Annotated in this window: 13 protein-coding genes; 12 read left to right on the top strand and 1 reads right to left on the bottom strand. The window is 67.7% G+C overall.

All coding sequences use genetic code 11. The annotated features are described in order from the left end of the window. Positions 1 to 51: 51 nt before the first annotated feature. Entirely contained in the window at positions 52 to 942 is an 891-nt protein-coding gene (locus FHS42_RS24615) for a C40 family peptidase (protein ID WP_184575551.1), read from the bottom strand. Between the two features lie 712 nt (positions 943 to 1,654). On the opposite strand from FHS42_RS24615, the gene FHS42_RS24620 reads away from it, so the two are divergent. The 12 genes from FHS42_RS24620 to nuoL all read left to right on the top strand — a co-directional run bounded on the left by FHS42_RS24620 (position 1,655) and on the right by nuoL (position 14,905). Beyond that, positions 1,655 to 2,014: an NADH-quinone oxidoreductase subunit A gene (locus FHS42_RS24620; RefSeq protein WP_184575553.1), complete on the top strand. Its 360-nt coding sequence runs from the start codon at positions 1,655 to 1,657 to the stop codon at positions 2,012 to 2,014. 24 nt (positions 2,015 to 2,038) lie between these two features. Then, positions 2,039 to 2,593: a NuoB/complex I 20 kDa subunit family protein gene (locus tag FHS42_RS24625; RefSeq protein WP_184575555.1), complete on the top strand. Its 555-nt coding sequence runs from the start codon at positions 2,039 to 2,041 to the stop codon at positions 2,591 to 2,593. Continuing rightward, positions 2,590 to 3,357 carry an NADH-quinone oxidoreductase subunit C gene (locus tag FHS42_RS24630; RefSeq protein WP_184575557.1) on the top strand — a complete coding sequence of 256 codons (768 nt, stop codon included), beginning with the start codon at positions 2,590 to 2,592 and terminating at the stop codon, positions 3,355 to 3,357. The genes FHS42_RS24625 and FHS42_RS24630 overlap by 4 nt, the downstream gene beginning before the upstream one ends. Then, on the top strand, positions 3,357 to 4,727 hold the full coding sequence (locus FHS42_RS24635) for an NADH-quinone oxidoreductase subunit D (RefSeq protein ID WP_184575559.1): 1,371 nt from the start codon (positions 3,357 to 3,359) through the stop codon (positions 4,725 to 4,727). Before FHS42_RS24630 ends, FHS42_RS24635 begins: the two co-directional genes overlap by 1 nt. A gap of 26 nt (positions 4,728 to 4,753) precedes the next feature. Next, positions 4,754 to 5,587 carry an NADH-quinone oxidoreductase subunit NuoE gene (gene nuoE, locus FHS42_RS24640; protein WP_184575725.1) on the top strand — a complete coding sequence of 278 codons (834 nt, stop codon included), beginning with the start codon at positions 4,754 to 4,756 and terminating at the stop codon, positions 5,585 to 5,587. Next, a complete protein-coding gene (nuoF, locus tag FHS42_RS24645) occupies positions 5,587 to 6,978 on the top strand; it encodes an NADH-quinone oxidoreductase subunit NuoF (RefSeq protein ID WP_184575561.1) in 1,392 nt (463 codons plus the stop codon). The genes nuoE and nuoF overlap by 1 nt, the downstream gene beginning before the upstream one ends. Beyond that, the gene (locus tag FHS42_RS24650) at positions 6,975 to 9,575 is read left to right on the top strand and encodes an NADH-quinone oxidoreductase subunit G (RefSeq protein ID WP_184575563.1); all 2,601 of its coding nucleotides are present in this window, start codon (positions 6,975 to 6,977) and stop codon (positions 9,573 to 9,575) included. Before nuoF ends, FHS42_RS24650 begins: the two co-directional genes overlap by 4 nt. A 5-nt stretch (positions 9,576 to 9,580) precedes the next feature. Beyond that, positions 9,581 to 10,963: an NADH-quinone oxidoreductase subunit NuoH gene (gene nuoH, locus FHS42_RS24655; RefSeq protein ID WP_184575565.1), complete on the top strand. Its 1,383-nt coding sequence runs from the start codon at positions 9,581 to 9,583 to the stop codon at positions 10,961 to 10,963. A gap of 113 nt (positions 10,964 to 11,076) precedes the next feature. Continuing rightward, positions 11,077 to 11,751 (top strand): NADH-quinone oxidoreductase subunit NuoI, encoded by a 675-nt coding sequence (gene nuoI, locus FHS42_RS24660; protein ID WP_184575567.1) that lies wholly within the window; start codon positions 11,077 to 11,079, stop codon positions 11,749 to 11,751. After that, the gene (locus tag FHS42_RS24665; RefSeq protein WP_184575569.1) at positions 11,748 to 12,650 is read left to right on the top strand and encodes an NADH-quinone oxidoreductase subunit J; all 903 of its coding nucleotides are present in this window, start codon (positions 11,748 to 11,750) and stop codon (positions 12,648 to 12,650) included. Before nuoI ends, FHS42_RS24665 begins: the two co-directional genes overlap by 4 nt. Further along, positions 12,647 to 12,946, top strand: coding sequence for an NADH-quinone oxidoreductase subunit NuoK (gene nuoK, locus FHS42_RS24670; protein WP_184575571.1), 300 nt, complete (start codon positions 12,647 to 12,649; stop codon positions 12,944 to 12,946). Before FHS42_RS24665 ends, nuoK begins: the two co-directional genes overlap by 4 nt. Positions 12,947 to 12,958: 12 nt before the next feature. Continuing rightward, positions 12,959 to 14,905: an NADH-quinone oxidoreductase subunit L gene (gene nuoL / locus FHS42_RS24675; protein WP_184575573.1), complete on the top strand. Its 1,947-nt coding sequence runs from the start codon at positions 12,959 to 12,961 to the stop codon at positions 14,903 to 14,905.

The raw sequence follows: 14,905 nt of genomic DNA on the forward strand, positions 1-14,905 counted from the left end.
AAGGCGTGCGCAGAGCGCAGCTCAAAGTGTGCGCAGAGCGCAGCTCAAACCTCAGAGAACCCGAACCGCGCCAGTCGGCATGTCGTAGCTCATGTCCCGCTGCACGACACCCGTGCCGGAGTTCTGCGCGCCGATGAACTGGCCGCCGCCGATGTAGACCGCGACGTGGTAGGCGCTGCCCGAACTGCCCCAGTACAGGATGTCGCCGGGCTGCAAGTTGCTCAGGGAGACCTGGGTGCCGAAGGCGGACTGGTCCTGCGAGACGCGCGGCAGGGTGACGCCAACCTGGCGGAAGGCGACGCTCGTCAGGCCGGAGCAGTCGTACGAGGACGGGCCCATGGCGCCGGGGATGTACGCCTTGCCGACCTGGGCCTTGAGGAAGCTGATCAGCTGGGCGGTGTTGCCGCTGCCGGAGGAGACGGGGGGCGTCTCGGTCTGGGGCGCCGTGGTGGTGCCGGTCGGCGCGGAGTTGGAGCTGCTGTTGTTGTTCGTGCTGGTGGTGCTGAGCGTGGTGCGCTCGGAGGTGCGGGATACGCGCTGCTGCTCGCGGGCCTTCTCTGCGGCGGCGGCCTGCTTGGCGGCGGCGCGCTCGGCGCGCTCCTTGGTCTCCTTAGCCTTGCGTTCGGCTTCGGTCTTGGCCTTCTTCGCCTCGACCTTTGCCTTGCCGGCGGCCTGCTCCTGCTGGTCTTGGAGCTGGTAGCCGAGGGCTGCCTGCTGCGTGGCGTCCGCGGACTGGGCCGCGGTGGTCGCCAAGTCGAGGGAGAACGTCGGCAGTTCCTGCGTCGTCTCCGTCGATGGCGGCTGGCCGCCGGCCGTGGCCGGGATGGCGCTGCCGGCCACCGCGAGGGTGAGGATGCCACCAGTCACCCCTGCGCGAAGCGCTCGCGTGGATGCGGCGCTGCGGGGCTTCCGGTGGCTGGGTATGTGAGCGGTCTGGGACATAAGTACAACGGCTATCAGGATGCACTGGTTGCCCACAACAAACGTGTCGCTCGCCACACTTGGCGTGAACACGCTTACTTTTCAGGCAAGTTGATCTTGAAAGGACCCAGTGGCGCCCTGTCCGTTTTTCTCGATCATGGGGCTACGCATGGCTTTTGGGGGCGAAAAGGCGTACTGGGGGCACCTATCACTAGGGAGGGGCCTGAGCCAAGGGTTGCCGCGAAATCGAGATCTCGGACGAGTGAGTATGTGGCGCACGTCACAGTCCGACTCCTCGTGAATGGATGCGCGAACCGACGATCGCCGCTTGCGGATTGCGCGGCTCCATCGGCGTCCGTGGAGGTTCGAACGCATAGCAGAAGAAACCGTCCAGGGCTAATTTGCGTGCATGGGCCATCTCTTGGTAGGCGGGCACGCCCTCGACCAGCGGTAACACCTAGAGTTGTCACCTTTGGTGATCACTCGGACGCTTCCCGTAAGAAGATCACCGATCATCCGTCTTCATGATCGTTCGTCAGGTGGTGGAGATCACAAACTCGGTGCTGTACCCCGTGTCGCAGATCACAAGGTGCCGGGCATAGGATGCAGGCGAATCGGGCTTGTGAACTGCCTCACATGTTCGCGATCTTTAGTGGGCAGTGCGCAGGCCCGCCGTAGCCCTCCCCCGCCGGGGGAGCCCAGCAGTCATCGCGACTGAGAGGAGCGAAGAGCGGTGAACGCTTATGCGCCCATCCTCGTACTAGGAGCCCTCGGGGCAGGCTTTGCGATCTTCTCCGTGGTGGCGGCCACGTTCATCGGCCCCAAGCGCTACAACCGGGCGAAGCTCGAAGCCTACGAGTGCGGCATTGAGCCGACCCCGCAGCCGGCCGGTGGCGGGCGGTTCCCGATCAAGTACTACCTGACGGCGATGCTCTTCATCGTCTTCGACATCGAGATCGTCTTCCTTTATCCCTGGGCCGTCACCTTCGACGCGCTCGGTTTGTTCGGGCTCGTGGAGATGCTCCTCTTCGTGCTCACCGTCTTCGTCGCCTACGCCTATGTCTGGCGCCGCGGCGGCCTGGAATGGGACTAACGGAAGCGGGAGGAGCACATCGTCATGGGTATCGAAGAGAAGTTGCCGAGCGGGTTCCTGCTCACCACCGTTGAGAATGCCGCGGGCTGGGTGCGTAAGTCCTCGATGTTCCCGGCCACCTTCGGGCTCGCCTGCTGCGCCATCGAGATGATGACCACCGGCGCCGGCCGCTATGACCTCGCCCGCTTCGGCATGGAGGTCTTCCGCGGCTCGCCCCGGCAGGCCGACCTGATGATCGTCGCCGGACGGGTCAGCCAGAAGATGGCGCCGGTGCTGCGGCAGGTCTATGACCAGATGCCGAACCCCAAGTGGGTCATCTCCATGGGCGTGTGCGCCTCGTCCGGGGGGATGTTCAACAACTACGCCATCGTGCAGGGCGTTGACCACATCGTGCCGGTCGATATCTATCTGCCCGGCTGCCCGCCCCGGCCCGAGATGCTGCTCGACGCCATCCTCAAGCTGCACGAGAAGATCCAAGGCGGCAAGCTCGGCGTGAACCGCGAGGAAGCCGCCCGCGAGGCGGAGGACGCGGCGCTGAACGCGCTCCCGCTGATCGAGATGAAGGGGCTGCTGCGGTGAGCGACGCGAACCAGCCGTCCGGCGTCAACCCCGACCAGGACGTGAACGCCAACAACCTCCCCGGTCAGCGCGGCGACGCCGGCGAGGTCATCGGCACCCGGCGCGGGATGTTCGGAGCCCAAAACGGCGGCGACACCACCGGGTACGGCGGCCTGGTGCGTACCGTGCGACTGCCGGGCGCCACCAACCGCCCGTACGGCGGGCCTGACGGCGAAGCTGGCTACGGCGCGTACGACGAGATCGCCGACGAGCTTGAGGGCGCCCTCGAAGAGCAGGGGCTGCTGCCGGAGAACGCCATCGAGAAGACGGTCGTGGACCGCGCCGAGCTGACGTTCCACATCGCCCGCGAGCACCTGCCGCGCGTCGCCCGCACCCTGCGCGACGACCCGGCGCTGCGGTTTGAGTTGTGTACGGGCGTGAGCGCGGTTCACTTCCTTGGCGACAAGGGCCGTGAGCTGCACGCCGTCTACCACCTGCGCTCGATCACCCACAACCGGCTGATCCGGCTTGAGGTGAGCGCGCCCGACAATGACCCCCACGTGCCATCGATCGTGGATATCTACCCGACCAACGACTGGCACGAGCGCGAGGTCTACGACTTCTTCGGCCTCATCTTCGACGGCCATCCCGCACTCACGCGGATCATGATGCCTGACGACTGGCAGGGCTTCCCGCAGCGTAAGGACTACCCGCTCGGTGGCATCCCCGTCGAGTACAAGGGTGCCCAGATCCCGGCTCCCGACCAGCGGAGGTCGTACAGCTAATGAGCACCTCGCACGCCCACCCGACGACGGGCGCCCCCAACGGTTCCGCCGAGCCGCCGCCCTCGCCGCCCCGAGAGACCACCGAGGGCACCGTCTATACGGTCACCGGCGGTGACTGGGACGAGGTCGTCGCCGCAGCGGCTCGTACCGACGATGAGCGGATCATCGTCAACATGGGCCCGCAGCACCCCTCTACCCACGGCGTGCTGCGGCTGATCCTGGAGATCGACGGCGAGACGGTCACCGAGGCCCGCTGCGGCATCGGCTATCTGCACACCGGCATCGAGAAGAACCTCGAATACCGCACGTGGACGCAGGGCACCACGTTCGTGACGCGCATGGACTACCTGACCTCGTTCTACAACGAGGCCGCGTACTGCCTCGCGGTGGAGAAACTGCTCGGCATCGAGGACCAGATCCCCGACCGCGCATCGGTGATCCGGGTGCTCCTGATGGAGCTCAACCGGCTCTCCTCGCACCTGGTGTGCATCGCCACCGGTGGCATGGAACTGGGCGCCACCACGGTCATGGTCTACGGCTTCCGGGACCGCGAGATGATCCTCGACGCGTACGAGTTGATCACCGGGCTGCGCATGAACCACGCGTTCATCCGCCCCGGCGGCCTCGCCCAGGACCTGCCGCCCGGCGCCGTGGAGCAACTGCGCGACCTGCTGAAGAAGCTGCGCAAGAACCTCCCGGAGTACGACAAGCTCGCCACCGGCAACCCCATCTACAAGGCCCGGTTGCAGGGCATCGGCCACCTTGACCTGGCCGGATGCATGGCGCTTGGCGTCACAGGGCCCCCGCTGCGCTCGACCGGACTGCCACACGACCTGCGCAAGGCGCAGCCGTACTGCGGGTACGAGAACTACGAGTTCGACGTCCCCACCGTGGACACCTGCGACGCCTACGGCCGGTTCCTCCTGCGCGTGGAGGAGATGCACCAGTCGCTGCGGATCGTCGAGCAGTGCCTGGACCGCCTGGCGCCCGGACCGGTGATGGTCGCCGACAAGAAGATCGCCTGGCCCGCGCAGCTCGCGCTCGGCCCGGACGGCCTCGGCAACTCGCTCGACCACATCAAGAAGATCATGGGCACCTCGATGGAGGCCCTGATCCACCACTTCAAGCTGGTCACCGAGGGCTTCCGCGTTCCGCCGGGACAGGCGTACGTGGCCGTCGAGTCACCCAAGGGCGAACTGGGTGTGCACGCCGTCAGCGACGGCGGCACCCGCCCCTACCGGGTCCACTTCAGGGACCCCTCCTTCACCAACCTCCAGGCCATGGCGGCGATGTGCGAGGGCGGCCAGGTCGCTGACGTCATCGTCGCAGTGGCATCCCTCGACCCCGTGATGGGAGGCGTTGACCGGTGAGTGGTGCGCATGACGTACGGCTGGGCATGCCCCAGCTTCCGGCCCCCGACTATCCGGCCGAGGTGCGAGCCCGGCTGGAGTCCGACGCCAAGGAGGTGATCGCCCGCTATCCCGACAGCCGCTCGGCGCTGCTGCCGCTGCTGCACCTGGTGCAGTCGGAGGAGGGGCATGTGACCCGCACCGGCGTCCGGTTCTGTGCCGAAATACTGGAGTTGACCACCGCCGAGGTGACCGCGGTGTCCACCTTCTACTCCATGTACCGGCGCAAGCCCAGCGGTGACTACCAAGTGGGCGTGTGCACCAACACGCTGTGCGCGGTCATGGGCGGCGACGCGATCTTTGAGGCGCTCCAAGAACACCTGGGCGTCGGCAACAACGAGACCACCGACGACGGCAAGGTCAGCCTTGAACACATCGAGTGCAACGCGGCCTGCGACTTTGCGCCCGTCGTGATGGTCAACTGGGAATTCTTCGACGGGCAGACCGTCGAGTCGGCCAAGGCGCTCGTGGATGACCTGCGCGCCGGGCGGACCGTAGAGCCTACGCGGGGCGCGCCGCTGTGCACGTACAAGGAGACGGCCCGGATACTGGCAGGCTTCCCCGACCAGCGGCCCGGCGCCGTCGCGGCGAGCGGCGGTGCGGGACCGGCCTCGCTGGTCGGCCTCAAGCTCGCCAAGGGCGAATTGGCCCCGGGCAGGATCGTCTCGCCGCGCGGCGAGAGCGAGCCCGCGGACGCGGTGCCGCCCAGGCCAGGCGAGCAGGCGCCCGAGACGCACCCCAGCTCGCACGACGCCCCGCGGCCCACGGCCGCCTCCGATCCGAGCCACCCGAGTGGGCCCGTCACCGAGGAGGGGGAGTGATGACCGTGTCCGCTGAGGAAGCTGGCGGCACCACCCGGCCGGACGCGGGGGGAGGCGCCAGTCCGGAGAAGCTACTCACACCCGTACTCTCCGAATTCTGGGACCAGCCCGAGTCATGGACGCTGGAGACCTACCGGCGTTACGAGGGGTACGAGGGCCTGCGCAAGGCGCTGGCCATGCCACCGGACGACGTGATCGCCTACGTCAAGGCAAGCGGCCTACGCGGCCGAGGTGGCGCGGGATTCCCGACCGGGATGAAGTGGCAGTTCATTCCGCAGGGCGACGGCAAGCCGCACTACCTCGTCGTCAACGCCGACGAGTCAGAGCCCGGCACCTGCAAGGACATCCCCCTCCTCTTCGCCAATCCGCACTCGCTCATCGAAGGCATGATCATCGCCTGTCATGCCATTCGCTCCCAGCACGCCTTCATCTACCTCCGCGGCGAGGCAGTCCCCGTGCTGCGGCGGCTGCACGAAGCCGTACGCGAGGCATACGAAGCGGGCTACCTCGGCCGGAACATCCTCGGCAGCGGACTCGACCTCGAAATCACCGTGCACGCCGGCGCAGGCGCGTACATCTGTGGTGAAGAAACCGCGCTCCTTGACTCGCTGGAAGGACGCCGCGGCCAACCCCGGCTGCGACCGCCCTTCCCGGCCGTCGCGGGTCTGTACGCGTGCCCCACTGTGGTGAATAACGTCGAGTCCATCGCCTCTGTTCCCGCCATCTTGAACAAGGGCAAGGACTGGTTCAGGTCGATGGGCAGCGAGAAGTCGCCCGGCTTCACGCTGTATTCGCTCTCGGGTCACGTCGTCAGCCCCGGTCAGTACGAGGCGCCGCTGGGCATCACGCTGCGCCAACTCCTGGACATGAGCGGCGGCATCCGTCCGGGCCACCGGCTCAAGTTCTGGACGCCCGGCGGTTCATCGACCCCCTTGCTCACCGAGGAACACCTCGATGTCCCCCTGGACTACGAGGGCGTCGGCGCGGCCGGATCGATGCTCGGCACCAAGGCGCTCCAGTGCTTCGACGAGACCACCTGTGTGGTGCGGGCCGTCACCCGATGGACCGAGTTCTACGCCCACGAGTCCTGCGGCAAGTGCACCCCCTGCCGCGAAGGCACGTACTGGCTGGTCCAGTTGCTTCGCGACATCGAGGCAGGCAAGGGCCGCGCGGAGGACCTCGACAAGCTCAACGACATCGCCGACAACATCAACGGCAAGTCCTTCTGCGCCCTCGGTGACGGCGCCGCAAGCCCCATCTTCTCCTCGCTGAAGTTCTTCCGCGAGGAGTACGAGCAGCACCTGGGCGGCCGAGGCTGCCCCTTCGACCCGGCCAAGTCCACGGTCTGGGCCGACGACCACACCAACGCCCAACTGGAGGTGAACGCGTGACCGTCACGACCACGGGAGCCAGCAGTGGTTCCGCCACGGGCCCTTCCTCCGGCGGCGATGCGGCGGTGCCGCCGGAGGACCTGGTCTCCCTCACCATCGACGGCATCCAGATCAGCGTGCCCAAGGGCACCTTGGTCATTCGGGCCGCCGAACTGCTCGGCATCGAGATTCCGCGCTTTTGTGACCACCCGCTACTCGACCCCGCGGGCGCCTGTCGGCAGTGCATCGTGGAGGTGGAGGGCCAGCGCAAGCCGATGGCCTCCTGCACCATCACCTGCACCGACGGCATGGTCGTCAAGTCGCAGCTCACCTCGCCGGTCGCCGAAAAGGCGCAGCGCGGCGTGATGGAGCTGCTGCTGATCAACCACCCGCTGGACTGCCCCGTCTGCGACAAGGGCGGCGAGTGCCCGCTCCAGAACCAGGCCATGTCCACCGGTGCCGCCGAGAGCCGGTTCGAGGGGCAGAAACGCACCTTCGAAAAGCCGGTTCCGATCTCCACACAGGTGCTCTTGGACCGGGAGCGCTGCGTGCTGTGCGCACGCTGCACCCGGTTCTCCAACGAGATCGCCGGCGACCCGATGATCGAGCTTTTGGAGCGGGGCGCCCTCCAGCAGGTGGGCACCGGCGAGGGCGACCCCTTCGAGTCGTACTTCTCCGGCAACACCATCCAGATCTGCCCGGTGGGCGCGCTGACCTCGGCGGCGTATCGGTTCCGCTCCCGCCCCTTCGACCTGGTTTCATCGCCGAGCGTGTGCGAGCACTGTGCGGGCGGTTGCGCGACGCGCACCGACCACCGGCGCGGGAAGGTCATGCGGCGGCTGGCCGCCAACGACCCCGAGGTCAACGAGGAGTGGATCTGCGACAAGGGGAGGTTCGCCTTCCGGTACGCGCAGCGCCCCGACCGGCTGACCACCCCGCTGGTGCGCAACGCCGACAGCGGTGAGCTCGTACCGGCGAGCTGGCCGGAGGCGCTGGCCGCCGCGGCCAACGGCCTCGTGGGGGCCAGGGGCCGCACCGGGGTACTCACCGGCGGCCGGCTGACCGTCGAGGACGCGTACGCGTACGCCAAGTTCGCGCGCGTGGCCCTCGACACCAACGACATCGACTTCCGCGCCCGGGCACACAGCAGCGAAGAGGCCGACTTCCTCACCTCCTACGTCGCAGGTCGCGGGCGTGACCTCGACGGCCGGGGCCTGACGAACACCAGCCTGGAGGCGGCGCCCGCCGTGCTCCTCGCCGGGTTCGAGGCAGAGGAGGAGGCGCCCGGCGTCTTCCTACGGCTGCGCAAGGCACACCGCAAGCACGGACAGCGCACCTTCGCGCTCGCCTCGCACGCCACCCGCGGCCTCACCAAGGCCGGCGGCACGCTGCTGCCCGCGGCGCCTGGCACCGAGACCGAGTGGCTCGACGCGCTGGCGGGCGGGGTCGGCCTTGACGAGCTCGGCCAGCGCGCGGCCGACGCGCTGCGCGCCGAGGGTGCGGCGATCATCGTCGGGGAGCGGCTTGCGACCGTCCCCGGCGCGCTGACCGCCGCCGTACGCCTCGCCTCGGCCACCGGCGCCAGCCTGACCTGGATTCCGCGCCGGGCCGGTGAGCGCGGCGCCATCGAGGCGGGCGCGCTGCCCGGCTTGCTGCCCGGCGGGCGCCCCGCCACCAGCCCGAGCGCCCGCGATGAGGTCGCCGAGCTGTGGCGGGTACGCAGCATTCCGCACGGCTATGGGCGCGACACGGGCCAGATCATCGAGGCCGCGGTGGACGGCGAACTCGGCGCACTGGTCGTCGGCGGCGTCGAGGTGGGCGACCTGCCTGACCCGGCGCGCGCCCTCCAGGCGCTGGACGCGGTCGGCTTCCTCGTCAGCCTCGAGCAGCGGCCGTCCGAGGTCACCGACCGGGCCGATGTGGTGCTGCCGGTCTCGGCCGTGGTCGAGAAGTCCGGCACCTTCCTCAACTGGGAGGGCCGGGCTCGGCTGTTCGACGCCGCGGTCAAGCCCGATCAGATGTCCCGCCGCCACGTCCAGCCGGACGGGCGGGTGCTGCACCTGCTGGCCGACGCGCTGGACGCGCCGATTGCCCTGCCCGATGTCCGCGCCGCACGTCGAGAGCTCGACCGGCTCGGCGGCTGGGAGGCGGCGCCGATCAACGGGCTGCCCGCTCCGGCCCTGCAAGGCGGCGTGCAACCGCCGCGCCCCGAAGCGGGGCAGGCGGTGCTCGCAGGCCACCGGTTGCTGCTCGACCAGGGCCGGATGCAGGAGGGCGACGAGGCGCTGACCGGCACCCGGCACCCAGCTGCGGCCCGCCTGTCGGCCGCCACTGCCGCCGAGGTGGGAGTGGGCGACGGGCAGTTGCTGCTGATCAGCGGGCCGGCCGGCACCGTAACGCTGCCACTGCTGGTCACCTCGATGCCCGACCGGGTGGTGTGGCTGCCGCTCAACTCGGTTGGCGGTGGCGCCCAGCGGGATCTAGGCGTATCCACCGGCGAGTTGGTCCGCATCGCTGCTTCCGCTGATTCCCCCGGTACCGCTGATTCCCCCGGTACCGCCGGGGCTCCCGGTTTCGCTGCGGTCGGTCCGGAGCCCGTCACGGAGGTGGAGGGATGAACGGCATGACCACTGGCGCGCACGCCGGTCTGCACAACCTCGCGGCAGAAGACCTGTCCATGTTCGGGCACGACCCGTGGTGGCTGGTGCTCATCAAGGCGGTCTTTTGCGTCGCGTTCTTGATGGTGACCGTGCTGATCTGCATCGTCATGGAACGCAAGGTCATCGCCTGGATGCAGCTTCGCATCGGCCCCAACCGCAATGGTCCCTGGGGCATGTTGCAGTCCCTCGCGGACGGCGTGAAGCTGATGCTCAAGGAAGACTTGATCGTCAAGCGGGCGGACAAGGCGGTGTATGTACTGGCGCCGATCATCGCCGCGGTCCCCGCGTTCATGGCCGTCGCCGTCATCCCGTTCGGCCCGGCCGGCAACGAGATCTCCATCTTCGGTCACCGCACCACGATGCAGCTCACCGACCTACCGATCGCCGTCCTCTACATCCTGGCCACCGCGTCGGTCGGCATCTACGGCATCGTGCTCGCGGGCTGGTCGTCCGGCTCGACGTACCCGCTGCTCGGCGGGCTCCGCTCGTGCGCCCAGATGATCAGCTACGAGATCGCGATGGGCCTGTCGTTCGCCGCGGTCTTCCTGCACTCCGGATCGATGTCCACCTCGGCCATCGTCGAGGCACAGCACGACCGTTGGTACGCGATTTTGCTGCCGGTCTCCTTCCTCATCTACCTGATCGCCATGATCGGCGAAACCAACCGCGCCCCGTTCGACATGCCCGAGTCCGAGGGCGACCTGGTCGGTGGCTTCAACACCGAGTATTCGTCGATCAAGTTCGCGATGTTCATGCTCGCCGAGTACATCAACATGGTCACCGTCTCGGCCGTCGCGGTCACCCTCTTCCTCGGCGGTTGGCGGGCTCCCTACCCGATCAGCACCGTATGGGAGGGCGCCAACCACGGTTGGTGGCCGATGCTCTGGTTCGTCGGCAAGCTCCTGGTGCTGCTGTTCGGCTTCGTCTGGCTGCGCGCCACGCTGCCCCGCGTGCGCTACGACCAGTTCATGAAGCTGGGCTGGAAGGTCCTCATCCCGGTTTCCATGGTCTGGCTGATGCTGGTCGCCACGGTGCGGGCGCTGCGCAACGAGGGCTACGAGTTGCAGGACATCGTGCTCTACGTCGGCGGCGCCGTCCTCTCGCTGTTGCCCCTCTCGTTCCTCTGGGACATGTACCGCGACCACCAGGACAAGCGCGCCGCGGCTGCGGCCGAGGTGGAACCAGAACCGGCCTTCGACCCGATGGCGGGCGGTTTCCCCGTACCGCCACTGCCAGGACAGGCCCTGCCGCCCGTGCCACGACGCCGACCGCGCCATGAGCGCGAGCTCATTGTCAGTGGCGGGGGAGACACTGTCAGTGACGGAAAGGAGGCGGGCGATGTCTGACGTCCATAGCGCGATCTTCCGGGGGGCGACCCCGTACCCCTGGTGTGTGAGGAGGCCGGCTGTGTCTGACGTCCAGGCGGCAGTCTTCCGGGGGACGACCCCCGTACCGGCGCATGAGGAGGCCGACCGTGTCTGACTTCCAAAATCCGGTCGCCGGGTTTGGCGTGACCTTCAAGGCCATGTTCAAGAAGCGGCTGACCGAGCAGTATCCCGAGCAGAAAAAGCCCACGGCGCCCCGCTTCCACGGCCGTCACCAGCTCAACCGCCACCCGGACGGGTTGGAGAAGTGCATCGGGTGCGAACTGTGCGCCTGGGCCTGCCCGGCGGACGCCATCTATGTGGAGGGCGCGGACAACACCGAGGAAGAGCGCTACTCCCCGGGCGAGCGGTATGGCCGCGTCTACCAGATCAACTACCTGCGCTGCATCCTGTGCGGCCTGTGCGTCGAGGCGTGCCCGACCAGGGCGCTGACCATGACCAACGAGTACGAACTGGCCAACACCTCCCGCGAATCGCTCATCTACACCAAGGAAGAGCTGCTCGCGGGGCTCCAGGAGGGCATGGTCGATTCGCCGCACTCGATCTTCCCCGGCACGGGCGAACAGGACTACTACCGTGGCCTGGTCACCGAGGCCGCGCCCGGGACCGAGCGGCAGGTAGCCGTCAGCAAGGGTGAGCGGCCCGGCGGCGATGAGCCGGTGAGCGCCCCGGAGGCCGCGGCGGCTGCACAGAGCAAGGAGCCTTGGCGAAACAGGGCGACCGGGCAGAGCAAGGGGGCCACGGCGTGACCACACTGGCCGCGGCGGCCTCCACCACCTCTACCGGAGAGGCCGTCCAGTTCTGGGTGCTCGGCACCGTCGCCGTGATCGGTGCGCTGTCCACCATCTTGATGAAGAAGGCGGTCCACTCCGCTCTCTCGCTCGCCGGGACCATGATCATCCTGGCCGTTTTCTACCTCGCCAACGGCGCGTACTTCCTGGGCGTCGTGCAGATCGTCGTCTACACCGGCGCGATCATGATGCTTTTCCTCTTCGTCGTCATGCTGGTCGGCGTCACCGCGGCCGATTCACTCAAGGACACGATCAAGGGCCAGCGATGGCTGGCCGCTGGCTGCGGTCTCGGCTTCGGCATCCTGCTGATCGCGGGCATCGGCAACGCCTCGCTGAAAACCTCGCAAGGGCTGGGCACAGCCAATGCGGGGGGAAACGTCGAGGGCCTGGCGGAGCTGATCTTCACCAAGTACGTCTTCGCCTTCGAAATCACCGGCGCACTGCTGATCACCGCCGCGGTCGGTGCGATGGTGCTCACTCACCGAGAGCGCATCGAGCGCCCTGCGACCCAACGGCAATTGGCGGAGCGTCGCGTTCGCGCTGGACGGCAACTCCCGCCGCTGCCCGCGCCCGGTGTCTACGCCCGCCACAACGCGGTGAACATCCCCGGGCTGCTGCCCGATGGCACCCCATCCGAGCACACCGTCAACGCGACGCTGCGCGGCCGGGGCCAGATCAAGGACGTCTCCAGGGAGGCGCTGGCCGAACTCGCCGCGCTTGAGCAGCGCTCGGAGGAGTGGCTGGAGCGTGACGGCGACGCTGAGGGCGGTCCGAGCAAGGAGCGCACACCACCCGCCCGCAATGGATCGGCCGCCGGGAACGTGGGCGGGACCCGCGCTGAGGAGGAGGTCACATGAACCCGGTCAACTACCTCTACTTGGCCGCCCTGTTGTTCACCATCGGCGCGACGGGAGTGCTGCTCCGGCGGAACGCCATCGTCGTGTTCATGTGCATCGAGTTGATGCTGAACGCCTGCAACCTGGCGTTCGTCACCTTTTCCCGGATGCACGGCAATCTCGACGGGCAGATCATGGCCTTCTTCACGATGGTCGTCGCCGCGGCCGAAGTCGTGATCGGCCTCGCGATCATCGTGTCGATCTTCCGCTCCCGCCACTCGGCCTCGGTTGACGACGCCAGCCTGATGAAGCTGTAAGGGGTAGCGACAGTGGAGAACCTCATCGGATGGCTCGTCGCGGCACCGCTGCTCGGCGCGGCCGTGCTGCTGTGCGGCGGCAAGCGACTCGACCGGCTCGGGCACTGGCTGGGCACGCTGCTCGCAGCGGCCTCGTTTGTGATCGGTGCGGTGCTCTTCCTCGACATGCTGGGCGAGGACGAGCACCACCGGGCCATGCACCAACACCTCTTCAGCTGGATTCCGGTAGGCGGCTTCCAAGCGGATGTCGCCTTCCAGCTTGACCAGTTGTCGATGACCTTCGTACTGCTGATCACGGGTGTGGGCACACTGATCCACATTTACTCGATCGGCTATATGGAGCACGACGAGCGGCGGCGGCGCTTCTTCGGCTATCTCAATCTCTTCCTCGCGGCGATGCTGCTGCTGGTGATCGCCGACAACTACCTGCTGCTCTACGTCGGGTGGGAGGGGGTCGGCCTCGCCTCGTACCTGCTGATCGGCTTTTGGCAACACAAGCCCAGCGCGGCGACGGCGGCCAAGAAGGCGTTCTTGGTCAACCGGGTCGGTGACGTCGGCCTGTCCATCGCGATCATGCTGATGTTCACCACGTTCGGCACCTTCACCTTCGGGCCCGTCCTGGAGGCGACCGGAGAGACCAGCGAGGGCAAGCTGACCGCGATCGGGCTGATGCTGCTGCTCGCCGCGTGCGGCAAGTCGGCGCAGGTGCCGCTTCAGTCGTGGCTCGGCGATGCGATGGAGGGCCCGACTCCGGTCTCGGCACTGATCCACGCCGCGACCATGGTCACCGCGGGCGTCTACCTCATCACCCGCTCCGGTGCGATCTTCAACGCCGCTCCCGATGCGCAGACCGCCGTGGTCACGGTGGGCGCGGTCACGCTGATCTTCGGTGCGATCATCGGTTGCGCGAAGGACGACATCAAGAAGGCGCTGGCCGGCTCGACGATGTCGCAGATCGGCTACATGATCTTGGCTGCCGGGCTCGGCCCGATCGGCTACGTCTTCGCGATCATGCACCTGGTCACGCACGGCTTCTTCAAGGCAGGCCTCTTCCTCGGCGCGGGTTCCGTGATGCACGGAATGAACGACGAGGTGGACATGCGCAAGTACGGCGGCCTGCGGAAGTACATGCCGATCACCTTCATCACCTTCGGCCTCGGCTATCTCGCGATCATCGGCTTCCCCGGTCTGTCCGGCTTCTTCTCCAAGGACAAGATCATTGAGGCGGCGTTCGCCAAGGGCGGTACCGAGGGCTGGATTTTGGGCCTCACGACCCTGCTTGGCGCGGCCATCACCGCGTACTACATGACCCGCGTGATGCTGCTGACCTTCTTCGGCGAGGAGCGCTGGCGAAACGCTGCGACCCGTTCGCCGAACGCGCCCAGTGCGGAGCCCGCCGCCGAGACCCGCGGCGAGCACGCCGAGCCCCACCCGCACGAGTCGCCCAAGTCCATGACGATCCCCATGATCGTGTTGGCCTTCGGATCGGTCTTCGCGGGCGGCCTGTTCAGCGTCGGCGACCGGTTCGTGCACTGGCTGGAGCCGGTCACAGGTCACGATCACGGAGACTCACCGCTCAGCGCCACCACCGTCACGCTGTCCACGGTCGCGGTGCTCATCGTCGGCGTCTCGCTGGCCTGGGCACAGTACGGGCGCAAGCCGGTTCCGGTGGTCGCCCCCCGCGGCTCGCTGCTCACCCGGGCCGCCCGCCGCGACCTGCTCCAGGACGACTTCAACCACGTTGTCCTGGTGCGCGGCGGCGAGCACCTGACCCGCAGCCTGGTCTACGTCGATCACAAGCTCGTGGACGGTGTCGTCAACGGCACCGCGGCCTCGGTCGGCGGACTGTCCGGGCGGCTGCGGCGGCTGCAAAACGGTTACGCCCGAAGTTACGCAGTCTCGATGTTCGGCGGTACGGCGGTCCTGATCGCCGCGACCTTGCTGATGAGGGCGGTCTGA

The sequence above is a fragment of the Streptomyces zagrosensis genome, assembly GCF_014203645.1.
Taxonomy (GTDB): domain Bacteria; phylum Actinomycetota; class Actinomycetes; order Streptomycetales; family Streptomycetaceae; genus Streptomyces; species Streptomyces zagrosensis.

Excerpts from the sequence above, each read along its gene's own strand:
- nuoI (WP_184575567.1), top strand. The coding sequence starts at position 11,077 with ATGAGGAGGCCGACCGTGTCTGACTTCCAAAATCCGGTCGCCGGGTTT.
- nuoH (WP_184575565.1), top strand. The coding sequence starts at position 9,581 with ATGACCACTGGCGCGCACGCCGGTCTGCACAACCTCGCGGCAGAAGAC.
- nuoE (WP_184575725.1), top strand. The coding sequence starts at position 4,754 with ATGCCCCAGCTTCCGGCCCCCGACTATCCGGCCGAGGTGCGAGCCCGG.
- FHS42_RS24635 (WP_184575559.1), top strand. The coding sequence starts at position 3,357 with ATGAGCACCTCGCACGCCCACCCGACGACGGGCGCCCCCAACGGTTCC.
- FHS42_RS24625 (WP_184575555.1), top strand. The coding sequence starts at position 2,039 with ATGGGTATCGAAGAGAAGTTGCCGAGCGGGTTCCTGCTCACCACCGTT.
- nuoF (WP_184575561.1), top strand. The coding sequence starts at position 5,587 with ATGACCGTGTCCGCTGAGGAAGCTGGCGGCACCACCCGGCCGGACGCG.
- nuoK (WP_184575571.1), top strand. The coding sequence starts at position 12,647 with ATGAACCCGGTCAACTACCTCTACTTGGCCGCCCTGTTGTTCACCATC.
- FHS42_RS24615 (WP_184575551.1), bottom strand. The coding sequence starts at position 942 with ATGTCCCAGACCGCTCACATACCCAGCCACCGGAAGCCCCGCAGCGCC.